Below are 16,136 nucleotides of genomic sequence, written 5' to 3' on the forward strand. Positions count from 1 at the left end.
AAGATATGAAGACGCAAGTAACGGGACGTATTCAAAAATCCCCCGATGAGGCATATATAGAGAACGTTTTATTTCCACAATTTGAATTTGAGTTAGAAAATTATCTGCATCATTATTTGAATATTGAAAAAGTTTTTTTGAAGGCTTATAAGAAAATGGGGATTTTAACTGAAGAAGAAGTTTATGAAATATGGGAATCCATCAATCAAATTGACATGGAGTCTATCCTTAACATTTCAAGGGATAATATGACAGATATCGCATTTAGTATAGAAAGAGTAATAGAGCATAATTTGTCTAAACCTATTGCAAAGTGGCACATTGATCGAAGTCGTAATGATTTTCAAGCTTGTGCGCAGTTAATGTATGCACGTGACAAATGGATTCAGCTTACTAAAAAGATGAATTCATTTGCTCAACTTGTAATGAAAAAGGCTGAAAAGTATACCCATACGGTTATGCCTGGTTATACTCATTATCAATCTGCACAAATTATAAGTGTAGGGTTTTACTTAACTGCTATTAGTCGTCATTTATTAAAAACAATTAATAAGATGAGTAACGTACTAGATGCTATGAATAATCAATGCCCTTTAGGATCAGGGGCAATGTCAGGTCAAGAATATGAATGGGACTGTAGTCAAATGGCTAATGATTTGGGATTTCAATCTTATATTGGTCATGCGCTAAGTGGAGTAGCTTCTCGAGAATGGGTATTAGAAATTGCAGGATGCATTTCATTCTTCTCTAATAATATGAGTCGGTTTTTAACTGATATTATGCACTGGGGGAGTAGCGAATACCAGTTTATAGATTTACCAGATGAGCTGACTGGTATTTCTTCATCCATGCCTCAAAAAAGAAATTTCCCTATTGTTGAGAGGCTTAGAGGGAAAACGAGTCATTTACTTTCTTATCATATCGACTTTTTAATAGGCCAACGAAATACACCATACAGTAATTTAGTCGAAGTATCTAAAGAAGCAAGTAGGAATCTATCCACACTGTTTAATGAAACCGATAGCTTACTAGATTTACTAATTTTAGTTTTTGAGAATATTTCTTTTAAAGAAGAAAATATGAAACAGCGTTGTGCCTTAGAATATTATGGTGGTTTTACGCTAGCTAATATATTAACAGAGAAAAGCAATATTCCATATCGAAAGGCTCAGGTTATAGCGGGAAGGTTTGTTACAAAATCCCTGGAAAGCAATATTGTTCCTGCAGAAGCCTCTATTCAATTGTTGAATAAAATTTGTACTGAATATGGATATTCAAATAAGGTTTTAGTAGGAGAATTGAGAAATGTATTTAATGTTGAAAAAGCATTATTTTTTAAAACGACACAGGGTTCTACGAATCCAAAAGCTGTAGAGGAGATATTGAAGAGTCAACAATTAGAGAGAGAAGAGTTATGCAGGGAATTCTATACCATTATGAATAAAATCGGAAATAGGATTGATATGCTTAAGGACTGGAGAACTATTCGTGAGGAGATTATATAATGAGAGAATCAAATCAATTATTGTTAGAAAAGGAGTATACTCGGGTTGTTAGAAAAGGGAACGGGAAGGCTTATGGAACTTTTGGAGAATTGCTACAAGGAGTGTTACCAGAAAATAGGGATTTTTTGGTGACACTCCCTATTAATCGATATTCGCAATGTGAGTTTATTTCTATGCCCGAATCAAAAGAGCTTAGTATTTATCCCTCAAATCAGACAAAATCTTTAGAGATGGCAAAACAGATTTTACAATTTTATAACTTACCAATGGGAGGAGTCATCAAAATATACAGTGAGCTAAGTAAAGGTAAAGGATTAGCTAGTTCTACAGCAGATATGGTGGCAGTTTCACGTGCGATTGAATCATGCTTTGAAATTAATATTCCTAATTCAACCTTAGAGATATTATTATCCAGAATTGAACCCTCCGATGGGGTAATGTACCCAGGGATTGTGTCTTTTTATCATAAAGAAGTTAAAGTCCGAGAATTAATTGCTGATTGTCCCCCATTAACCATTATGGCACTAGATGAAGGGGGAAGAGTTGATACAGTTACTTTCAATAATCTTCCAAAGCCATTTAATTTAGAAGAAAAGCAAGAGTATCAAAAGTTATTAGATCAAATGGTGTTTTCTTTACGTAATAAAGATCTCAATTTATTGGGGGAAGTAACTACTAGAAGTGCCGAATTAAACCAAAAACTTCATAGAAAACAGACATTTGAACAGGTACGTTCTATTTGTGAAGCCATTGAAGGATTAGGGGTTGTAATAGCGCATAGTGGAACTTATGTAGGAATTTTAATTTCAAACACAGATCCTTTTTATTCTCAAAAAATTGCGGCAGGTGTATTGAAATTAAGGGCTTTAGGTTATCCAACATCGATATTTCATACTATATCATCGTTTTGTACACAAGAAGGAGGAGGGAAATGAGAAACACTATTATTGATTTAATTGGCCAAACGCCGTTGGTAAAACTTCGTATCAATGATGAGAATAGAGAAGCAGCTGTTTATGCAAAGTTAGAAATGCAAAATCCGTATGGTATGAAGGACCGTGTTGCGAAACAAATGATTTTAGAAGCAAAACGTACAGGGTTATTAGAAGAAGGAGCTCCAATTGTAGAGAGTTCCTCTGGTACTCTTGCAATGGGAATAGCAATGGTTGGAACATATTTAGGACATGACGTCCATATTGTCACCGATCCCCGAATTGATGATTTAACTTATAAGAAATTAAAATCATTAGGTGCTAACATCCATGTTGTTAATAAAATGGGAGATACAGGCGGATGGCAACGAGCGAGATTGCAGTATTTAAAGGAACTACTTATAAAGTATCCAACAGCATATTGGCCAAAACAATATGAAAATATTCAAAATCCTTTAGCTTATGATCAACTTGCTAAAGATATAGTGGAACAATTAGGTAAAATTGATTATTTAGTTGGAGCAGTGGGGAGTGGGGGTTCTTTATGCGGTACTGCAAATTCGCTTAAGTTTACTAATCCTAATTTAAAAGTTTTAGCCGTTGATGCGGTAGGAAGCTCGGTCTTTTTTCAAAAGGATAGACCGTACCGTCTTCAAGGTGGACTTGGAAATAGTTTAAAACCGAAAAATGTTGATTATTCAGTTATCGATGATGTGCACTGGTTAAATGATGAAGAGGCTTTTAATTGGACACTAGAATTAGCACGTCATGAGAAGATTATTGCGGGAAATAGCTCAGGAAGTGTATATGCAGTTGCAAGATGGTTAAGTACACAAGTTGAGAGAGATAAAGTAATTGCTTGTATTTTTCCTGATAGAGGAGATCGCTATGTTGACACGATCTATGACGAGAGTTTTTATCTAACCCATAAGTTAAATAGGGGGAATCTAAATATGAATCCAATAAAAATTGCTAATATACAGGATGCTGAGCAGTGGACTTATTTTCACTTTAATAAAGGAAAGAGCCTAAATGAAGAAACTATTATTTATTGAATCAAACACAACGGGAACTGGAATGCTAGCCTTAATAAAAGCTAGAGAGCTAGGTTTTACACCAGTATTGCTTACGAATAATCCCGGGCGATATATAGGTTTAGGAGAGACAAAATGTATAGTTTTAGAATGCGATACGAACAACTTAAATTGTATTAGAACAATAATTGATTCAGAATTCGAAGTAGGTGAAATAAAAGCTATCACAACAACCAGTGAATTTTATATTGAAGTGGTAGCTATTTTAGCAAAAGAGTTAGGCCTGATTGGTAATCCTATAGATACTGTTAAAAAATGTAGAAATAAAGCAGAAATGCGTCTGTTACTAAAAGGGATAGAGAATATTTATGAACCATGGTTTTATATTATTGATTCTCTTGAAAAGTTAGAGTTGGCTAAGGATAATATAAAATTTCCATGTGTTGTTAAACCGGTTGATGATAGTGGCTCTAATAACGTATTGAAGTGTTATTCATATGAAGAAGTAAAAAGGCATACTGAAAAAATTTTGAGCAATAAGTATAATGTGAGGTCTCAAAAAAATGCTCAGAATATATTGGTGGAAGAGTATGTATCTGGGCAAGAATATAGTGTGGAAATTTTTACTTACAATGGTAAGTGTAAAATTGTTGGAGTGACTCAGAAGATTGTAGATGGAGCTCCATATTTTATTGAATGTGGTCACATATTTCCGGCACCAGTCTCTGATGATATAAGATCAGTTATTGAAAGAGGAGTAACAAAAATTATAGAAAAAGTTAATTGGCAAAACGGTCCTTGTCATTTAGAAATTAAGATAAAGGGAGAAAAAATATTTTTAGTAGAGTTTAATGGCAGGCTTGCTGGGGGGATGATACCAGAATTAATTAAGTATGCTACCGGAATAGATTTGCTTAAAGAGCAATTAAAAGTCGTAACTAGGATGAGGCCAAAACTAGATCAGAATCCTACTTTATATGCAGGGATACGATTTATTATACCACTTAGAGATGGGAAAATAACAAGTATTTTTGGAGTAAATGATATAGAAAACACTGTAGGGATTAAAGAGGTAAAACTTCGTACAATTGTGGGAGAATCTATCCGGAAGGTTGAAAATGCGTATGGACGGATAGGGCATATAATTGGAGCGGCTGAAAATATCAATAAGCTAAATTATATTTTAGATAAAAGTATGGATGCTTTACATATAGAAATAGAGGAGTGTGAAGACTATGAAGACTTTAATTAATTATTTGAGTGACACAATTACATTACCTACTGAGGAAATGTTAAAGGCGATTCAAAATGCTGAACTAGGCGATGATGTATATGGACAAGATAAAACGGTTAACGAATTAGAAGGATATGCTGCTAATATGCTAGGAATGGAAGCTGCGTGTTTCATGCCAAGTGGTACAATGGCCAATCTTGCTTCTATTTTAGCTCATTGTCCAAGGGGGTCTACAGTTTTGGTTGGGGATGAATCTGACATTTATATTTATGAGGCAGGTGGAGCATCTATCTGTGGAGGGATTATGTATCAACCAATTAAAACGCAGCCAGATGGTCGATTGTTATTGAGTGATTTAGAGGCTGCTTTCCCTAACGATGTAAAAGACCCACAGTTTGCACTGCCAGCATTAATATGTCTTGAGAATACTCATAATCGTTGCGGTGGGAAAGTACTACCGCTCAAATATTTAAAAGAAATAAAAGAGTTTGCAATGAGACGCAATATTCCAGTTCATATGGATGGTGCGAGGGTGTTTAATGCAGCAGTATATTTGGGGATTGAAGTTAAAGAAATTGCACAATATGTGGATTCTATTCAGTTTTGTTTATCTAAAGGTCTATCGGCACCAATTGGTTCAATGGTGGTGGGAAGCCGTAAATATATTGAAGAAGTGAGAAGGATTCGAAAAATGTTAGGAGGAGGAATGCGTCAAGTGGGTATTATTGCAGCGCCGGCTATGGTAGCTTTACAGACAATGACAGGGCGTTTACAAGATGATCATATTAGAGCGAAGAGATTGGCAATTGGATTATCAAGTATCGATGGTATTGAAGTTGACGCCTCAGAGATACAAACAAATATTGTGATGTTCCGTATAACAGATCCAAACTATGATTGGGTGAAATTCTTGAAAAAAACAGAAGAGAAGGGGCTTGTTTTTTCTGAAATGGGCTATGGGCGGATGAGGGCTGTTGTTCATCGGCATATTAAAGAAAGTGATATTGAACATACAATTAAGATAATAGCAGACTTATTGAATAAAAGTTCTGTAATTAAATAAGCATAATTGCTTGTTTAGAGGATTTATTAGCATACTATTTTAGTATGCTTTTTTGTTTTTTATGCCCAGCTAAGCTGGGCACTGCTTATTGATGAAAGTTTAGTACAGGTAAGGCTCGATTTGCTTAGTAGTTGGTAGGCAACTGATGAAGAAATTCTAGGGGTGGAGACTTAGGAAAAATAGCCACTATACTTAATTAATTTTTTTATAGTGGATGTCTTCTAACTGTCTATTTACTTCTATAAGAACGTTGTTGGTCTGTTTAATGAATTGAGATTTAGATTCAAGGGTAAATATTGATAAAGCATTTTCTAAATATTTTTTAGCATCTACAAATTCTTTCTTATTTTTATGTAATATTCCAAGCATGTGGTTGATTTCTCCAGCCGAATAAGAAAGATGGTTAGAAATAAGATAGTATTGTAAATGATATGCGATATCCAGCGATAAATTTTCTTGATTATTTAGGTAATATGTATGAGCTAGGTTATAACCAACTCTTGGATAGAGTGATTTATCTTCTACGAATGGTAAGTTTTCAAAAGTATTTATCGCATTTGTGAGTACAGGAATAGCTTGTGCTGAATTTTTTTGTTCTATAAGAATAAGAGAAAGTGAATTTGCGATGTTTATATCAAGTTCAGTGATGATTTTATTATTTGGAAGAAGAGTACGGAAAGTTTCTTCTGCTTTTGGAAGATTATGTTCTACTTTATGAAATATAATGCCTTTTAACCAATCGATAAGTCTTACCAAATTACTATTTCTTGTACCTGGATGTTTGTTAAGGAATGTATCACATTCTTCAACAAGATATTGGATAGAGATGAAATCTTGATAATATAAATTTTCACGGCATAATAATTTAATTTTATTTAGATATTTAATTGTATTTTCATCCTCGTAGGAAATAATGTAATCAATAGGTATATTGAGTTTAGTACAAATATTTTGTAAAATATCTAATCTTGGAGATTGTAGTCCTTTTTCGATACGGTATAGTGTGGAAGTATCACAAATATCTTCTGCAAGTTGTTGACGAGAATAGCCGCTTTTTTTACGGAAAAATTGAATTTTCTCACCTATATTATTCATAAAGTCCCTCCTTTTATAAGTTGAAAAAAATAATTATTTATAGTGGTATAGTATGAGCGCTTAATATGCTACTTTTATGGTTATTGTATAGAAATGTATTAATAGGATAAAATACATTCCTATTAATACACATACACGTATATATTAACAGAATATTCTTTTTTAAAAAAGACATTTACAGAAACATATCAATGAGAAAATGAAAAGTCTAAATAAAATATTTTTGATTACTATATATTAATGTGTCTGCAATACATTAGATGTGTCTGAATGTTGCATAAATGCATATGTATATTTATGGTAATTTTAATTATAATGAAATCAACAAAGAGATAAAGAAATAAAGAGGTGAAGATATGGATGAGAAATAAAATCTTTTAGATGCTACCATAATTAGAATATTAGTCATAGGGTAGATTTCTTTTAGGAAAGACTAAGTTGAAAAAAATATATTACTCCAAATTATAGGTATTAGTTGGTTTAGTATCTAAGTATATGTCTAAATATTTCTGAATCTTTAGAATTAATCCTGTGTCATTAATAATAGAGTTTTTATTTTGAATAATATGGAGGAGAAAAATATGAATAAAAAGAAATCAATTTTTTTAGGTGCTATTTTAAGTGTCTTGTTAAGTGTAACGTCAATGCTTGAAGTTTCGGAAAGAGGTATTGATGGTAAAGTAGAACATGTAAAAATAGAAGTAAGTAATCCTGTTTTTTTTTCGGATGAAATAATTGGTGGGCATCATTAATGGCATATACAAATGGAGGAAGACAAAAGATTTTAGTTGCTATTCAAAGTGAGAAGGTTGCCTCGGTATATTCGGAACTTGCAGGAAATGGGCGTTTTCAAATTCATATTCTTAATAATAAATACATGTTGAAGGATCTTTCATTTTTAAGTACTTTTGATTTTTTGATTACAGATATTGTTAATTATAATGTTTTAAAAGGTAGGTTAATTGGACTTCCTCATTTAATAGTTCTTATGAGTAGAAAGGAAGGACATTTATTTTCAATGAGTGAAGGCATTAAAGCCATCGTGAAGAAGGGAGCCCCTGATGAATTAGAAATAGCTTTACAGGCTATTAAAAGAGGTGATTTATATATATCTAATGAGTTCAGGTTATTAATTTCGGAGAAAAGCAATGGTTTACTATCAAATAAATTAGATTCTCCAAAAGAGAATTTGTCAAATTTACTAACTAAGACTGAGCTTCAAGTTATGAGGGAATTAATTAATGATAAGACGAATCAACAGATTGCTGACACTTTATATTTAAGTAAAAGGACAGTTGAATATCATATAGCCGCTTGTATGCGAAAGTTGGAGGTGAAGTCTCGAGTAGGATTAGCTGTGAAGATTACAAGGGCAACTTTATTAAGAGAACAGAAAAACGAATACATTGTTTGATTATTATATATATAATAAACGTTTAAAGAGATATATAAAATATTTTATATATCTCTTTTTATATATATGATTACTTGTCAAAAAAAGTGGGGGAATTAGTACTGTAGGATTCAGTATTTTGGGTTAAAAGGGATGTTATCGTAATACCTGTTTGCGTGAATTACGGGTGTTTTTGAAAAAGCTGATGTTTATGATAGAAGTAGGATTTCAATATATTAAGGGGGATATTATGAAGGGGCATTTTGTTCAGTTGCAGGCTTTAGAAGAAGAAGATTATAATTTGTTTTCTAAGTGGGTTAGACCTTCGAAAATAAGTGCATTAGCCAGGGGGTCTCAGGATTTTGCCACTGTGAGAGAAATTAAAATGGATATTGAATCAGGTAACACACGCTATGCGACGGTGTTGACACATGAAGGGGAAAAAATAGGGTTTATTTCGTGGCAGCCGTTGAAGTATGAAGGAAGTTATGTTTTAGGAGGTGTTATTGGCGATTCAAATTTATGGGATATGGGGTATGGAGCTGAAGCATCTATATTAATTATGGACTATCTTTTTCATTTTAAAAATGCGCATAAGATTCAATTTATAAATGGTTTATATAACCTGAGAACTATTCGGTTTTTAATGAAGAATAATGTAGCAATTGAGGGGATTCTTAGAGATCATTTCTTCCTGGATGGTGAATACCATGATGCAGTGGTTTCCTCTATTTTGAGAGATGAATATTATGCTGCTGGAGAAGGAGAACAACCAGAAGATATGATTCCTAAAATTGAAAAAGAACAAATTAGAACGGAGTTGTATGAGTATCTTAATAATTATTGGGAAAATACTCTTTTTTCAAGATTAAAGAAGACAGGTGAGGAAAATGGAATGGAAAGATAAAGTAGTGTTTGTTACCGGAGCTTCTAAAAGTTTAGGAAAGGAAATTTCTCATCACTTTGCAGAATTAGGAAGCCGATTGATTCTAGGATATAGAAGTTCTCTGGAAGAAGTACAAAATGTAGTGAAATATATTAAGGAAAGTTCCGGGAATCCCGATGTTACATATGTAAAAATTGATGTAAATGATTATGCTCAAGTCCAAGAGGCGGTACAAGGGATTATAGATAATTATGGGAAAATTGATGTTCTTGTGAATAATGCTGGTGTTAGTTATGGAGGAGCATTAATTCCAAGTAATTCTCTTGAGAATTGGAGAGAAATTATTAATACAAATATAATGGGGACAATTAACTGTATACATGCAGTTTCTTTTCATATGTTAACAGAACAAAAGGGCTCTATTATTAATATTTCATCGGTTGCAGGACTTACAGGAATGGAAAGGCTTAGTGCATATAGTGCTAGTAAATCAGGAGTGATTGGTTTAACACGTTCGCTTGGAAAAGAGTATGCTCCGTATAATGTACGGGTGAATAGTGTGGCTCCTGGATATACAGAAAATACTGGTATGGTGAATAGAATACCAAAGGATCAGATGGAAGCCTTTGAAAAGAAGATTGCAATGAGGCGTTTAGGAACTGCGAAAGAGGTGGCTGAGGCGGTTTCATTTCTAGCATCTGAGAAGGCTAGTTATATAACAGGACAAACATTGGTAGTAGATGGTGGCCTGATGTAAATGGAATTGGAGGTAATATTAAAATGAAATCGGCATTGTTGTTTCCGCCATTAATGACATTGAAAAAGGGTAATTTTCATGAATTATATAAGTATATTCCGAGTGTACAGAGGAAATTTGAAGAGGCTAGCAATATTTTGGGTATAGATCTTGCTACCCATTTTTTCTCTGATGATGAAAAAATTATAAATAAGGGCATTATAGCAAGACCTAGTATCGTGACGATAACTGTCGCATTATATGAATTACTTAAGGAAAGATTGGAAGGTATTGAATATTTTCTTGGTCCTAGTTTAGGACAAATCACAGCATTTCATTGTAGTGGGTGCTTAGACTTTAAAGACACCTTGAACATGGTTCTTACGATGTGTGAACTTGAGGAAAGGGAGTTTATTGGCAAGCAATACGGCGTATACTTTTTTTACAATATTGATTCCAAAACCTTGGAGCGTAGCATTTATAATTTGTGTCAAAAAGGATATGTATTAGAACCGTGTATGTATGCTACATCTAACCAAATGATTGTCAATGGAGATTTTGAGAGTTTAGAAAAACTAACCGAAGAAGTGCAAAGTTATGGAGCGATAGCTGTTAAAATTCCATATGGCCCTCCTGGGCATTGCTCTTTGTTAGAGAATGTAAAAGAGCAATTTAGTGAAAGTTTTATGTCTAATATACAGTTGAAAACGCCAATCAGACCATTAATAAGTAATGTTGATGCAACAGAAATTTTTAACAAATCACAAGTATCTCACGACATAGTGGAACAATATACAAATAGTGTGAAGTGGTATCAATCGTTACAGGCATTGTCACAACGTGGGGTTAATAAACTGTTTGTATTAGGACCAGGGAATTTCATATATAAGTCTTTAGAGTTTACTGATATTCCATTTGAAGTTGTACCACTTGTAACCTTATTAGATGTGCAAAAAGTGATAGGCGAATTACAGGTTAAGGGGGACTAAGAAATGAAAGGAATTGTTCTGCCGGGAATAGCGCCGTCTAGTTATCGAGAAGTTGAATTCTTTATTAATAATGACTCTTTTGCTATTCAACGATTTAAAGAGGCAAGTGAAGTTTTAGGTTATTCACTTGTGAGTGCATTTAGGGAAGCGGATGAGACAAATCAAGAAGTGTATGAAGTCTGTTTTCTAGCAAATTCGCTTGCGTTGTTAGACCATTTTTATAAGCGTTATAACTATCAGCCTGATTTCACAATTGGAGTAAGTTTTGGTGGAATGAGTGCAGCCGTACAGACTAATACGCTTACTTACGCTGAAGCAGTATGGTTGACGCATGAAGCGGCAAAGAAATCAAAAGAGTTTTTTAAGCAGATGAAAGAGGATTATCAAACACATTTTATTTATAATATGTCTCTTGATGAAGCGAAGACTATTATACGACAGTTTCAAGCAGAGGGAATGTATTTGGAGTTAGTTGGCTTTCTGAAAAAAGTAGTATGTTTATGTGGAGAAGCGAAGACTATTAAATTACTTAAAGAGAAGGTTAATACAATACCAAAGGTATCTTCACTACATACTATGAATCAACCAATCCATAGTGTGCTTTTAAAAGACTTAAAAGTACAGTTAGAACATGAATTATTCAATCAAATTAGATTTAAACCGATGAAAACATCCATTATATCTGATGTAAACGGAGAAGTAATAACAGATTCTGAACTATTCAAACAAAGTTTATTGGATGGGTATGATAATCCAGTTAGGTGGGACTTAGTAACAGACACAATGAAGAAGCAAGAAGTATCACAGACTTTTGTTATTGGTCCTAGAAATTTATTCGCACAATTATTAAAACAAGATTTTAATATAGTTAGGATTAGTCCTGATGAAATTGAAAATATAGCTACATTATAATGAGTGGTGGGAAATAATGGCATATAAAATTTATACTCCAGAAAGGGTTTATTCTATACAAGAATTTAGAAAAGATATTAAAGGTTATACAAATTATCTAGAGGAAGTTGGGGTTACTGGAAAAAGGATCGCGCTTATTGCCGAGAATTCTTATCGCTTTTTAATCGCCTTCTTTGCACTAACAGAGTTAGAGGCTTCCATTGTTTTGGTAGATTGTTTGACAGGTGAAAAGGAATTAAATGAGATTGTAAGGGATTCCAGAAGCGAAGCGTATATTTCGGATCATACGATTAATCTGGCCACGGAGCTTAAGAAGATTCCGTTAAATCCTTCAATTGAGAAGTGCTCCTTTGAGCTGGATACAGATCAGATCAATCCTGCATGGATAAATAAAGAAGATGCTTTAATATTATATACATCTGGATCAACGGGTCATCCTAAAGGGATTGTTAAATCTGGAATATCATTTATTTCTAATTTAATGAAGACGATGGATGTCATGCAATATCGAAATGAAGATGTTTTACTACCTTTAATTCCTTTTACCCATTTTTATGGTCTGTCTATTTTATTCATATGGCGAATTATGAAATGTGAACTAGTTATTTGTAACTATAAAAAAATCCGGTCAATTATAAAAACAATTACAGAAAGAAAAGTAACTGTTGTTGATGGGATTCCTTCCACCTATTATGTCTTGGCCAATATTATGAAAAAACGTGAAAAAATACAAAATAGTTTAAAACAATCATCTGTCCGCATGTGGTGTGTTGGCGGTGCACCTTTATCGAAAAAATTGGCGGGGGATTTTCAAATATTGCTAGATAAGCCACTATTAGATGGATATGGATTATCTGAACTAGGAAACGTGGCACTTAATGTAAATGGTCAGGAAGGTGGCTGCGGTAAATCCCTTGAGGGGGTACAAATTAAAATTGTAAATGAAATGAATGAAATTCTCCATTTCAAAGAGGTTGGAGAAGTGATTGTAAAGACACCAGAAGTAATGGAAAGATATTTGAATTTATCCAAAGAAACACATTTAGTTTTAGTTGATGGTTGGTTTAAAACGAATGATCTAGGCTATTTGGATAGTGACGGGAATCTTTTTATTATTGGTAGAAAGGGAAAAGAGATTATTCGCAATGGTTATGTTATCAATCCAGCAAAAATTGAAAAGCAATTAGAGGATAACTTAGGTGTAGTAGGAAAAGTTATTGGTTTTCAGGATGAGAAAAAGGGAGCGTATATTGTTTTGTTTCTTGAGATTCCATTAAAGGAAGCGGATGATATGAAGAAATTGGTGTTTGAAAGTCTTGATTCTTTAATAAGACCAGATAAAATTATTTTCCTGGAAGGATTTCCTTATCTCCCTAATGGAAAAATTGATCTTGTTGCACTTGAAGTTCAAGCAAGGACATATATAGGAGTGGAGGAAGACTTATGCAAAGTTTGACACCGGTCATTGATTCACCTGAATTGTTAGATGAACGAAAAGAAAGAATTATTTTTTGTATACAATATATGAAAAGTAATAAGTTTGAAATTTTGGATATATTAACAGAAATCAGTACGTACCAAACAGCTGAGAAGGAGTTTAATTGTTCATTATTAGCTTTAGAAAATGCAATCGATGAAGTAACGCAGAATCAACCACCAACTATTGATAGAATGTCTGTGTTTATGCCGTCCAATGTCGTATTGTATTCCTATATTTTGTATTTAATAATTCCATCATTATATGTAAAGCACATAGAGTTTCGTGGTTCTAGTTTAGTAATTGATCAGGTTAGAAAACTTCATGAGTTATTTGAAAAGGTTCACCAATTACCAATTGAATTAATGGAGTATTCATATAGAAAATATATTAAAGAGTCTGCTTTAAAGGCAAATGTAGTTTTATTTACAGGAACTTATCAAAATGCAGAGAGTATTAAATTCCAACTTTCAAAAGATCAGTTATTTGTCTTTTTTGGACAAGGGGTAAATCCATTTATAATAACGGAGTCCGCGGATTTAGAAAAAGCTGCAAGAGATTTAGTTGATGTGAGAATGTTTAATACAGGACAGGATTGTATGGGACCAGATGTAGTTTATGTATCTGAACAGATTAAACCTCTTTTTATACAATTATTAAAAAGGGAATTGTCTAATTTGAAATTCGGTGATAATTCAGATGAAAGAGCGGATTATGGATCAATTCACTATACGTCTACATTAGAATCTATTGCGCGATATTTAAATCAAAATAGTAATTATATTATTCATGGTGGCAATATAAATTATAAGGACAAGGTAATAGAGCCAACAATTTTGGTTAGTTCTTTAGAAGAGAAACTTAAGATTGATGAATTTTTCTCGCCAATTTTTAATATTGTTAGTTACGAAAAATTGGAAGGAATTAAAGAAGTTTTGAATACAGGTTACTTCCTCGAACGAGCTATGGGTGCAACTGTATATGGAGAAGGGCAACATGAATTGATTACATTTTTGAAGAGAAAACATACTGTTTCAGTTAATCAAACTTTATTTGATATAGAAGATGGAAACACAGCTTTTGGAGGGTATGGACCGATGGCTAATTATATTTACTATGAAGGTGAATTATTTATTAAACCGCTCCTTCTTTCATTGGTTTGTAGGCAACATTTGAAAAAAAGAGGTGGAAAATGGGACAAATAAGTGTCTATGAAGCAATTGCAAATATTTTAAAAGGAAATAAGATAGATCTAGTTTATGGGTTACCAAGTGATGATCTTCATTTAATGAATGTTATTGAAGAGTATGGTATTGAATTTTTGGTAAATAAGGACCAACGCAATGCTGTATTTATGGCGACTGGACATGCATTAGCGTCTAAAAGCTTGGGAGTGTGTATTGTTGGGAAAGGCCCGGCGGTTTCTAATTGTGTTACAGGATTATTAGAAGCTCAATCTCAAAATGCACCTATATTAATAATAGCATCCGGAACAAGGACCAAAGTGTATGGTGATAAAAAGGCCTTTCAGGAGGCGAACCAGATTTCACTTGTATCACCATTAGTGAAATGGTGTCATCGGCTAGAAAACCCTGATTCTATAGGTTGGGTTTTAAAGAAAGCATTATTTATGGCGTTAAATGGAAAACCAGGACCAGTTTATGTTGAGATTCCAGAAGATATTGGTGAACTGTATGTAGATCTTGAATCAGTGCAATTTTCACCAATTTCAATTTCGAGAACCTTACCTGATCCTAATTGTTTGAGAGAGTTTCGGAAAAAGATAATAGAAGCTAAGCGTCCGCTACTATTACTAGGAGGGGGGAGTAAGATTTTAACAGACACCCATTTATATACTGAATTTTCCAACCTTATAAATGCAGCAGTATTTGTAACTGCATCAGGAAGAGGCGCGTATGATGAAAGTCAAAAGTTATTTTGCGGACTAGCAGGATTATATTCACCTAAACAATTGTCTCCAATCATACAAGATTCAGATCTTATAATCACAATTGGAAGCAAGCTAGAGGAAACAGCTTTATTTGGTTGGGATCGGGCGCTTAGGACGAAAGAGATAATCCAAATTAATAATATCGAAGAAGATTTTAATTTAGAGTTTAATGGAATGAGATTGGTAGGGGATGCTGAGCTTACAGTAAATTACATCCTATCTATAATTGAGGAACCATTAGAAAAGGAAAAATGGGTTGAGAAAATTGTGCAGTTAAAAAAACAGCTAACCTCAAAAAAGATTGAATATTTAGAATCTGGTGATAACCTGAAGGTTGCACATGTATTAAACGGCATGCAAATGTATGCACCTTCCAGTACTATATTTGTTCACGAAAATGGTTTGCAGGATATGTGGTCGTATTATTTCCCTTATTTAAGCTTAAAAGAAGGACAAAATGCAATTGTTCCGAGTGAACAAACAAGCCTTGGTTTTGGAGTAAGTGCTGCAATTGGAGTGGCGAAGACTAATATAAATCGACCTGTTATAGCTTTCGTTGGTGATGGTGCGTTTAATTTATTCAGAAGTGAGCTAGAAACCGTTATAAATAACAAGGTACCTGTTATTTATGTGGTATTAAAAAATGGAGGATATGGTTGGTTGCAATTTCAAAATAAAAATAAAGAGAGACGAAATCCATACTCTTTTGTTAATCAAGGGTTGCCACTAGTAGGGATGAAAACTTCGCAACTGGAAGTACTTTCTTTAGATAATAAAGATGATGTGTTAAGCACTTTTAAATATGTTTATGAGCAATATGCTCAAGGGAAGACGGTTATTTTAGAATGTATAGTTCAGCTTGAAGATGTTCCAGATTCATTAAAAGAAATATATGGAGATTTTCCGGAGAAGGAGGAAGTTTAATTGGA

Annotated in this window: 15 protein-coding genes; 14 read left to right on the forward strand and 1 reads right to left on the reverse strand. The window is 33.4% G+C overall.

Annotated elements, in window-relative coordinates; translation table 11 throughout:
• Positions 1-5: 5 nt before the first annotated feature.
• Genes FH036_RS20690 through ltaE form a run of 5 tightly spaced genes read left to right on the forward strand, consistent with a single transcriptional unit; the run spans position 6 to position 5,768 of the window.
• Positions 6-1,505: an argininosuccinate lyase gene (locus tag FH036_RS20690; protein WP_000857121.1), complete on the forward strand. Its 1,500-nt coding sequence runs from the start codon at positions 6-8 to the stop codon at positions 1,503-1,505.
• A complete protein-coding gene (locus FH036_RS20695; RefSeq protein WP_001209284.1) occupies positions 1,505-2,440 on the forward strand; it encodes a GHMP family kinase ATP-binding protein in 936 nt (311 codons plus the stop codon). Before FH036_RS20690 ends, FH036_RS20695 begins: the two co-directional genes overlap by 1 nt.
• Positions 2,437-3,492: a PLP-dependent cysteine synthase family protein gene (locus FH036_RS20700; protein WP_001246252.1), complete on the forward strand. Its 1,056-nt coding sequence runs from the start codon at positions 2,437-2,439 to the stop codon at positions 3,490-3,492. Before FH036_RS20695 ends, FH036_RS20700 begins: the two co-directional genes overlap by 4 nt.
• Positions 3,470-4,723, forward strand: coding sequence for an ATP-grasp domain-containing protein (locus FH036_RS20705; protein WP_014481790.1), 1,254 nt, complete (start codon positions 3,470-3,472; stop codon positions 4,721-4,723). Before FH036_RS20700 ends, FH036_RS20705 begins: the two co-directional genes overlap by 23 nt.
• Positions 4,707-5,768, forward strand: coding sequence for a low-specificity L-threonine aldolase (gene ltaE / locus FH036_RS20710; protein ID WP_000854011.1), 1,062 nt, complete (start codon positions 4,707-4,709; stop codon positions 5,766-5,768). The genes FH036_RS20705 and ltaE overlap by 17 nt, the downstream gene beginning before the upstream one ends.
• Positions 5,769-5,960: 192 nt before the next feature.
• On the opposite strand, the gene FH036_RS20715 is transcribed toward ltaE, so the two are convergent.
• A complete protein-coding gene (locus tag FH036_RS20715) occupies positions 5,961-6,863 on the reverse strand; it encodes a helix-turn-helix domain-containing protein (protein ID WP_001059538.1) in 903 nt (300 codons plus the stop codon).
• A 581-nt stretch (positions 6,864-7,444) separates the two neighbouring features.
• Here FH036_RS20715 and FH036_RS27195 point away from each other — a divergent pair.
• The 9 genes from FH036_RS27195 to FH036_RS20755 all read left to right on the forward strand — a co-directional run bounded on the left by FH036_RS27195 (position 7,445) and on the right by FH036_RS20755 (position 16,131).
• Positions 7,445-7,615, forward strand: a complete 171-nt coding sequence (locus FH036_RS27195) for a hypothetical protein (protein ID WP_014481789.1) — start codon at positions 7,445-7,447, stop codon at positions 7,613-7,615.
• Complete coding sequence (locus FH036_RS20720) at positions 7,615-8,277, forward strand: response regulator transcription factor (protein ID WP_000332010.1); 663 nt, start codon at positions 7,615-7,617, stop codon at positions 8,275-8,277. Before FH036_RS27195 ends, FH036_RS20720 begins: the two co-directional genes overlap by 1 nt.
• A gap of 229 nt (positions 8,278-8,506) precedes the next feature.
• Positions 8,507-9,163, forward strand: coding sequence for a GNAT family N-acetyltransferase (locus FH036_RS20725; protein ID WP_000675826.1), 657 nt, complete (start codon positions 8,507-8,509; stop codon positions 9,161-9,163).
• Positions 9,147-9,899 carry an SDR family NAD(P)-dependent oxidoreductase gene (locus FH036_RS20730; protein ID WP_000454875.1) on the forward strand — a complete coding sequence of 251 codons (753 nt, stop codon included), beginning with the start codon at positions 9,147-9,149 and terminating at the stop codon, positions 9,897-9,899. Before FH036_RS20725 ends, FH036_RS20730 begins: the two co-directional genes overlap by 17 nt.
• Before the next feature lie 23 nt (positions 9,900-9,922).
• Positions 9,923-10,867 (forward strand): ACP S-malonyltransferase, encoded by a 945-nt coding sequence (locus tag FH036_RS20735; protein ID WP_000833528.1) that lies wholly within the window; start codon positions 9,923-9,925, stop codon positions 10,865-10,867.
• 3 nt (positions 10,868-10,870) lie between these two features.
• Positions 10,871-11,779, forward strand: coding sequence for a hypothetical protein (locus tag FH036_RS20740; protein ID WP_000676434.1), 909 nt, complete (start codon positions 10,871-10,873; stop codon positions 11,777-11,779).
• Positions 11,780-11,795: 16 nt separating this feature from the next.
• Complete coding sequence (locus FH036_RS20745) at positions 11,796-13,235, forward strand: class I adenylate-forming enzyme family protein (protein ID WP_000323584.1); 1,440 nt, start codon at positions 11,796-11,798, stop codon at positions 13,233-13,235.
• Positions 13,223-14,461, forward strand: a complete 1,239-nt coding sequence (locus FH036_RS20750; protein ID WP_044790920.1) for an aldehyde dehydrogenase family protein — start codon at positions 13,223-13,225, stop codon at positions 14,459-14,461. Before FH036_RS20745 ends, FH036_RS20750 begins: the two co-directional genes overlap by 13 nt.
• On the forward strand, positions 14,449-16,131 hold the full coding sequence (locus FH036_RS20755; RefSeq protein WP_000529844.1) for a thiamine pyrophosphate-binding protein: 1,683 nt from the start codon (positions 14,449-14,451) through the stop codon (positions 16,129-16,131). The genes FH036_RS20750 and FH036_RS20755 overlap by 13 nt, the downstream gene beginning before the upstream one ends.
• Positions 16,132-16,136 lie beyond the last annotated feature (5 nt).

Origin of the sequence: Bacillus sp. CD3-5 (genome assembly GCF_006349665.1) — a bacterium.
In the GTDB taxonomy this organism is placed as follows: domain Bacteria; phylum Bacillota; class Bacilli; order Bacillales; family Bacillaceae_G; genus Bacillus_A; species Bacillus_A paranthracis.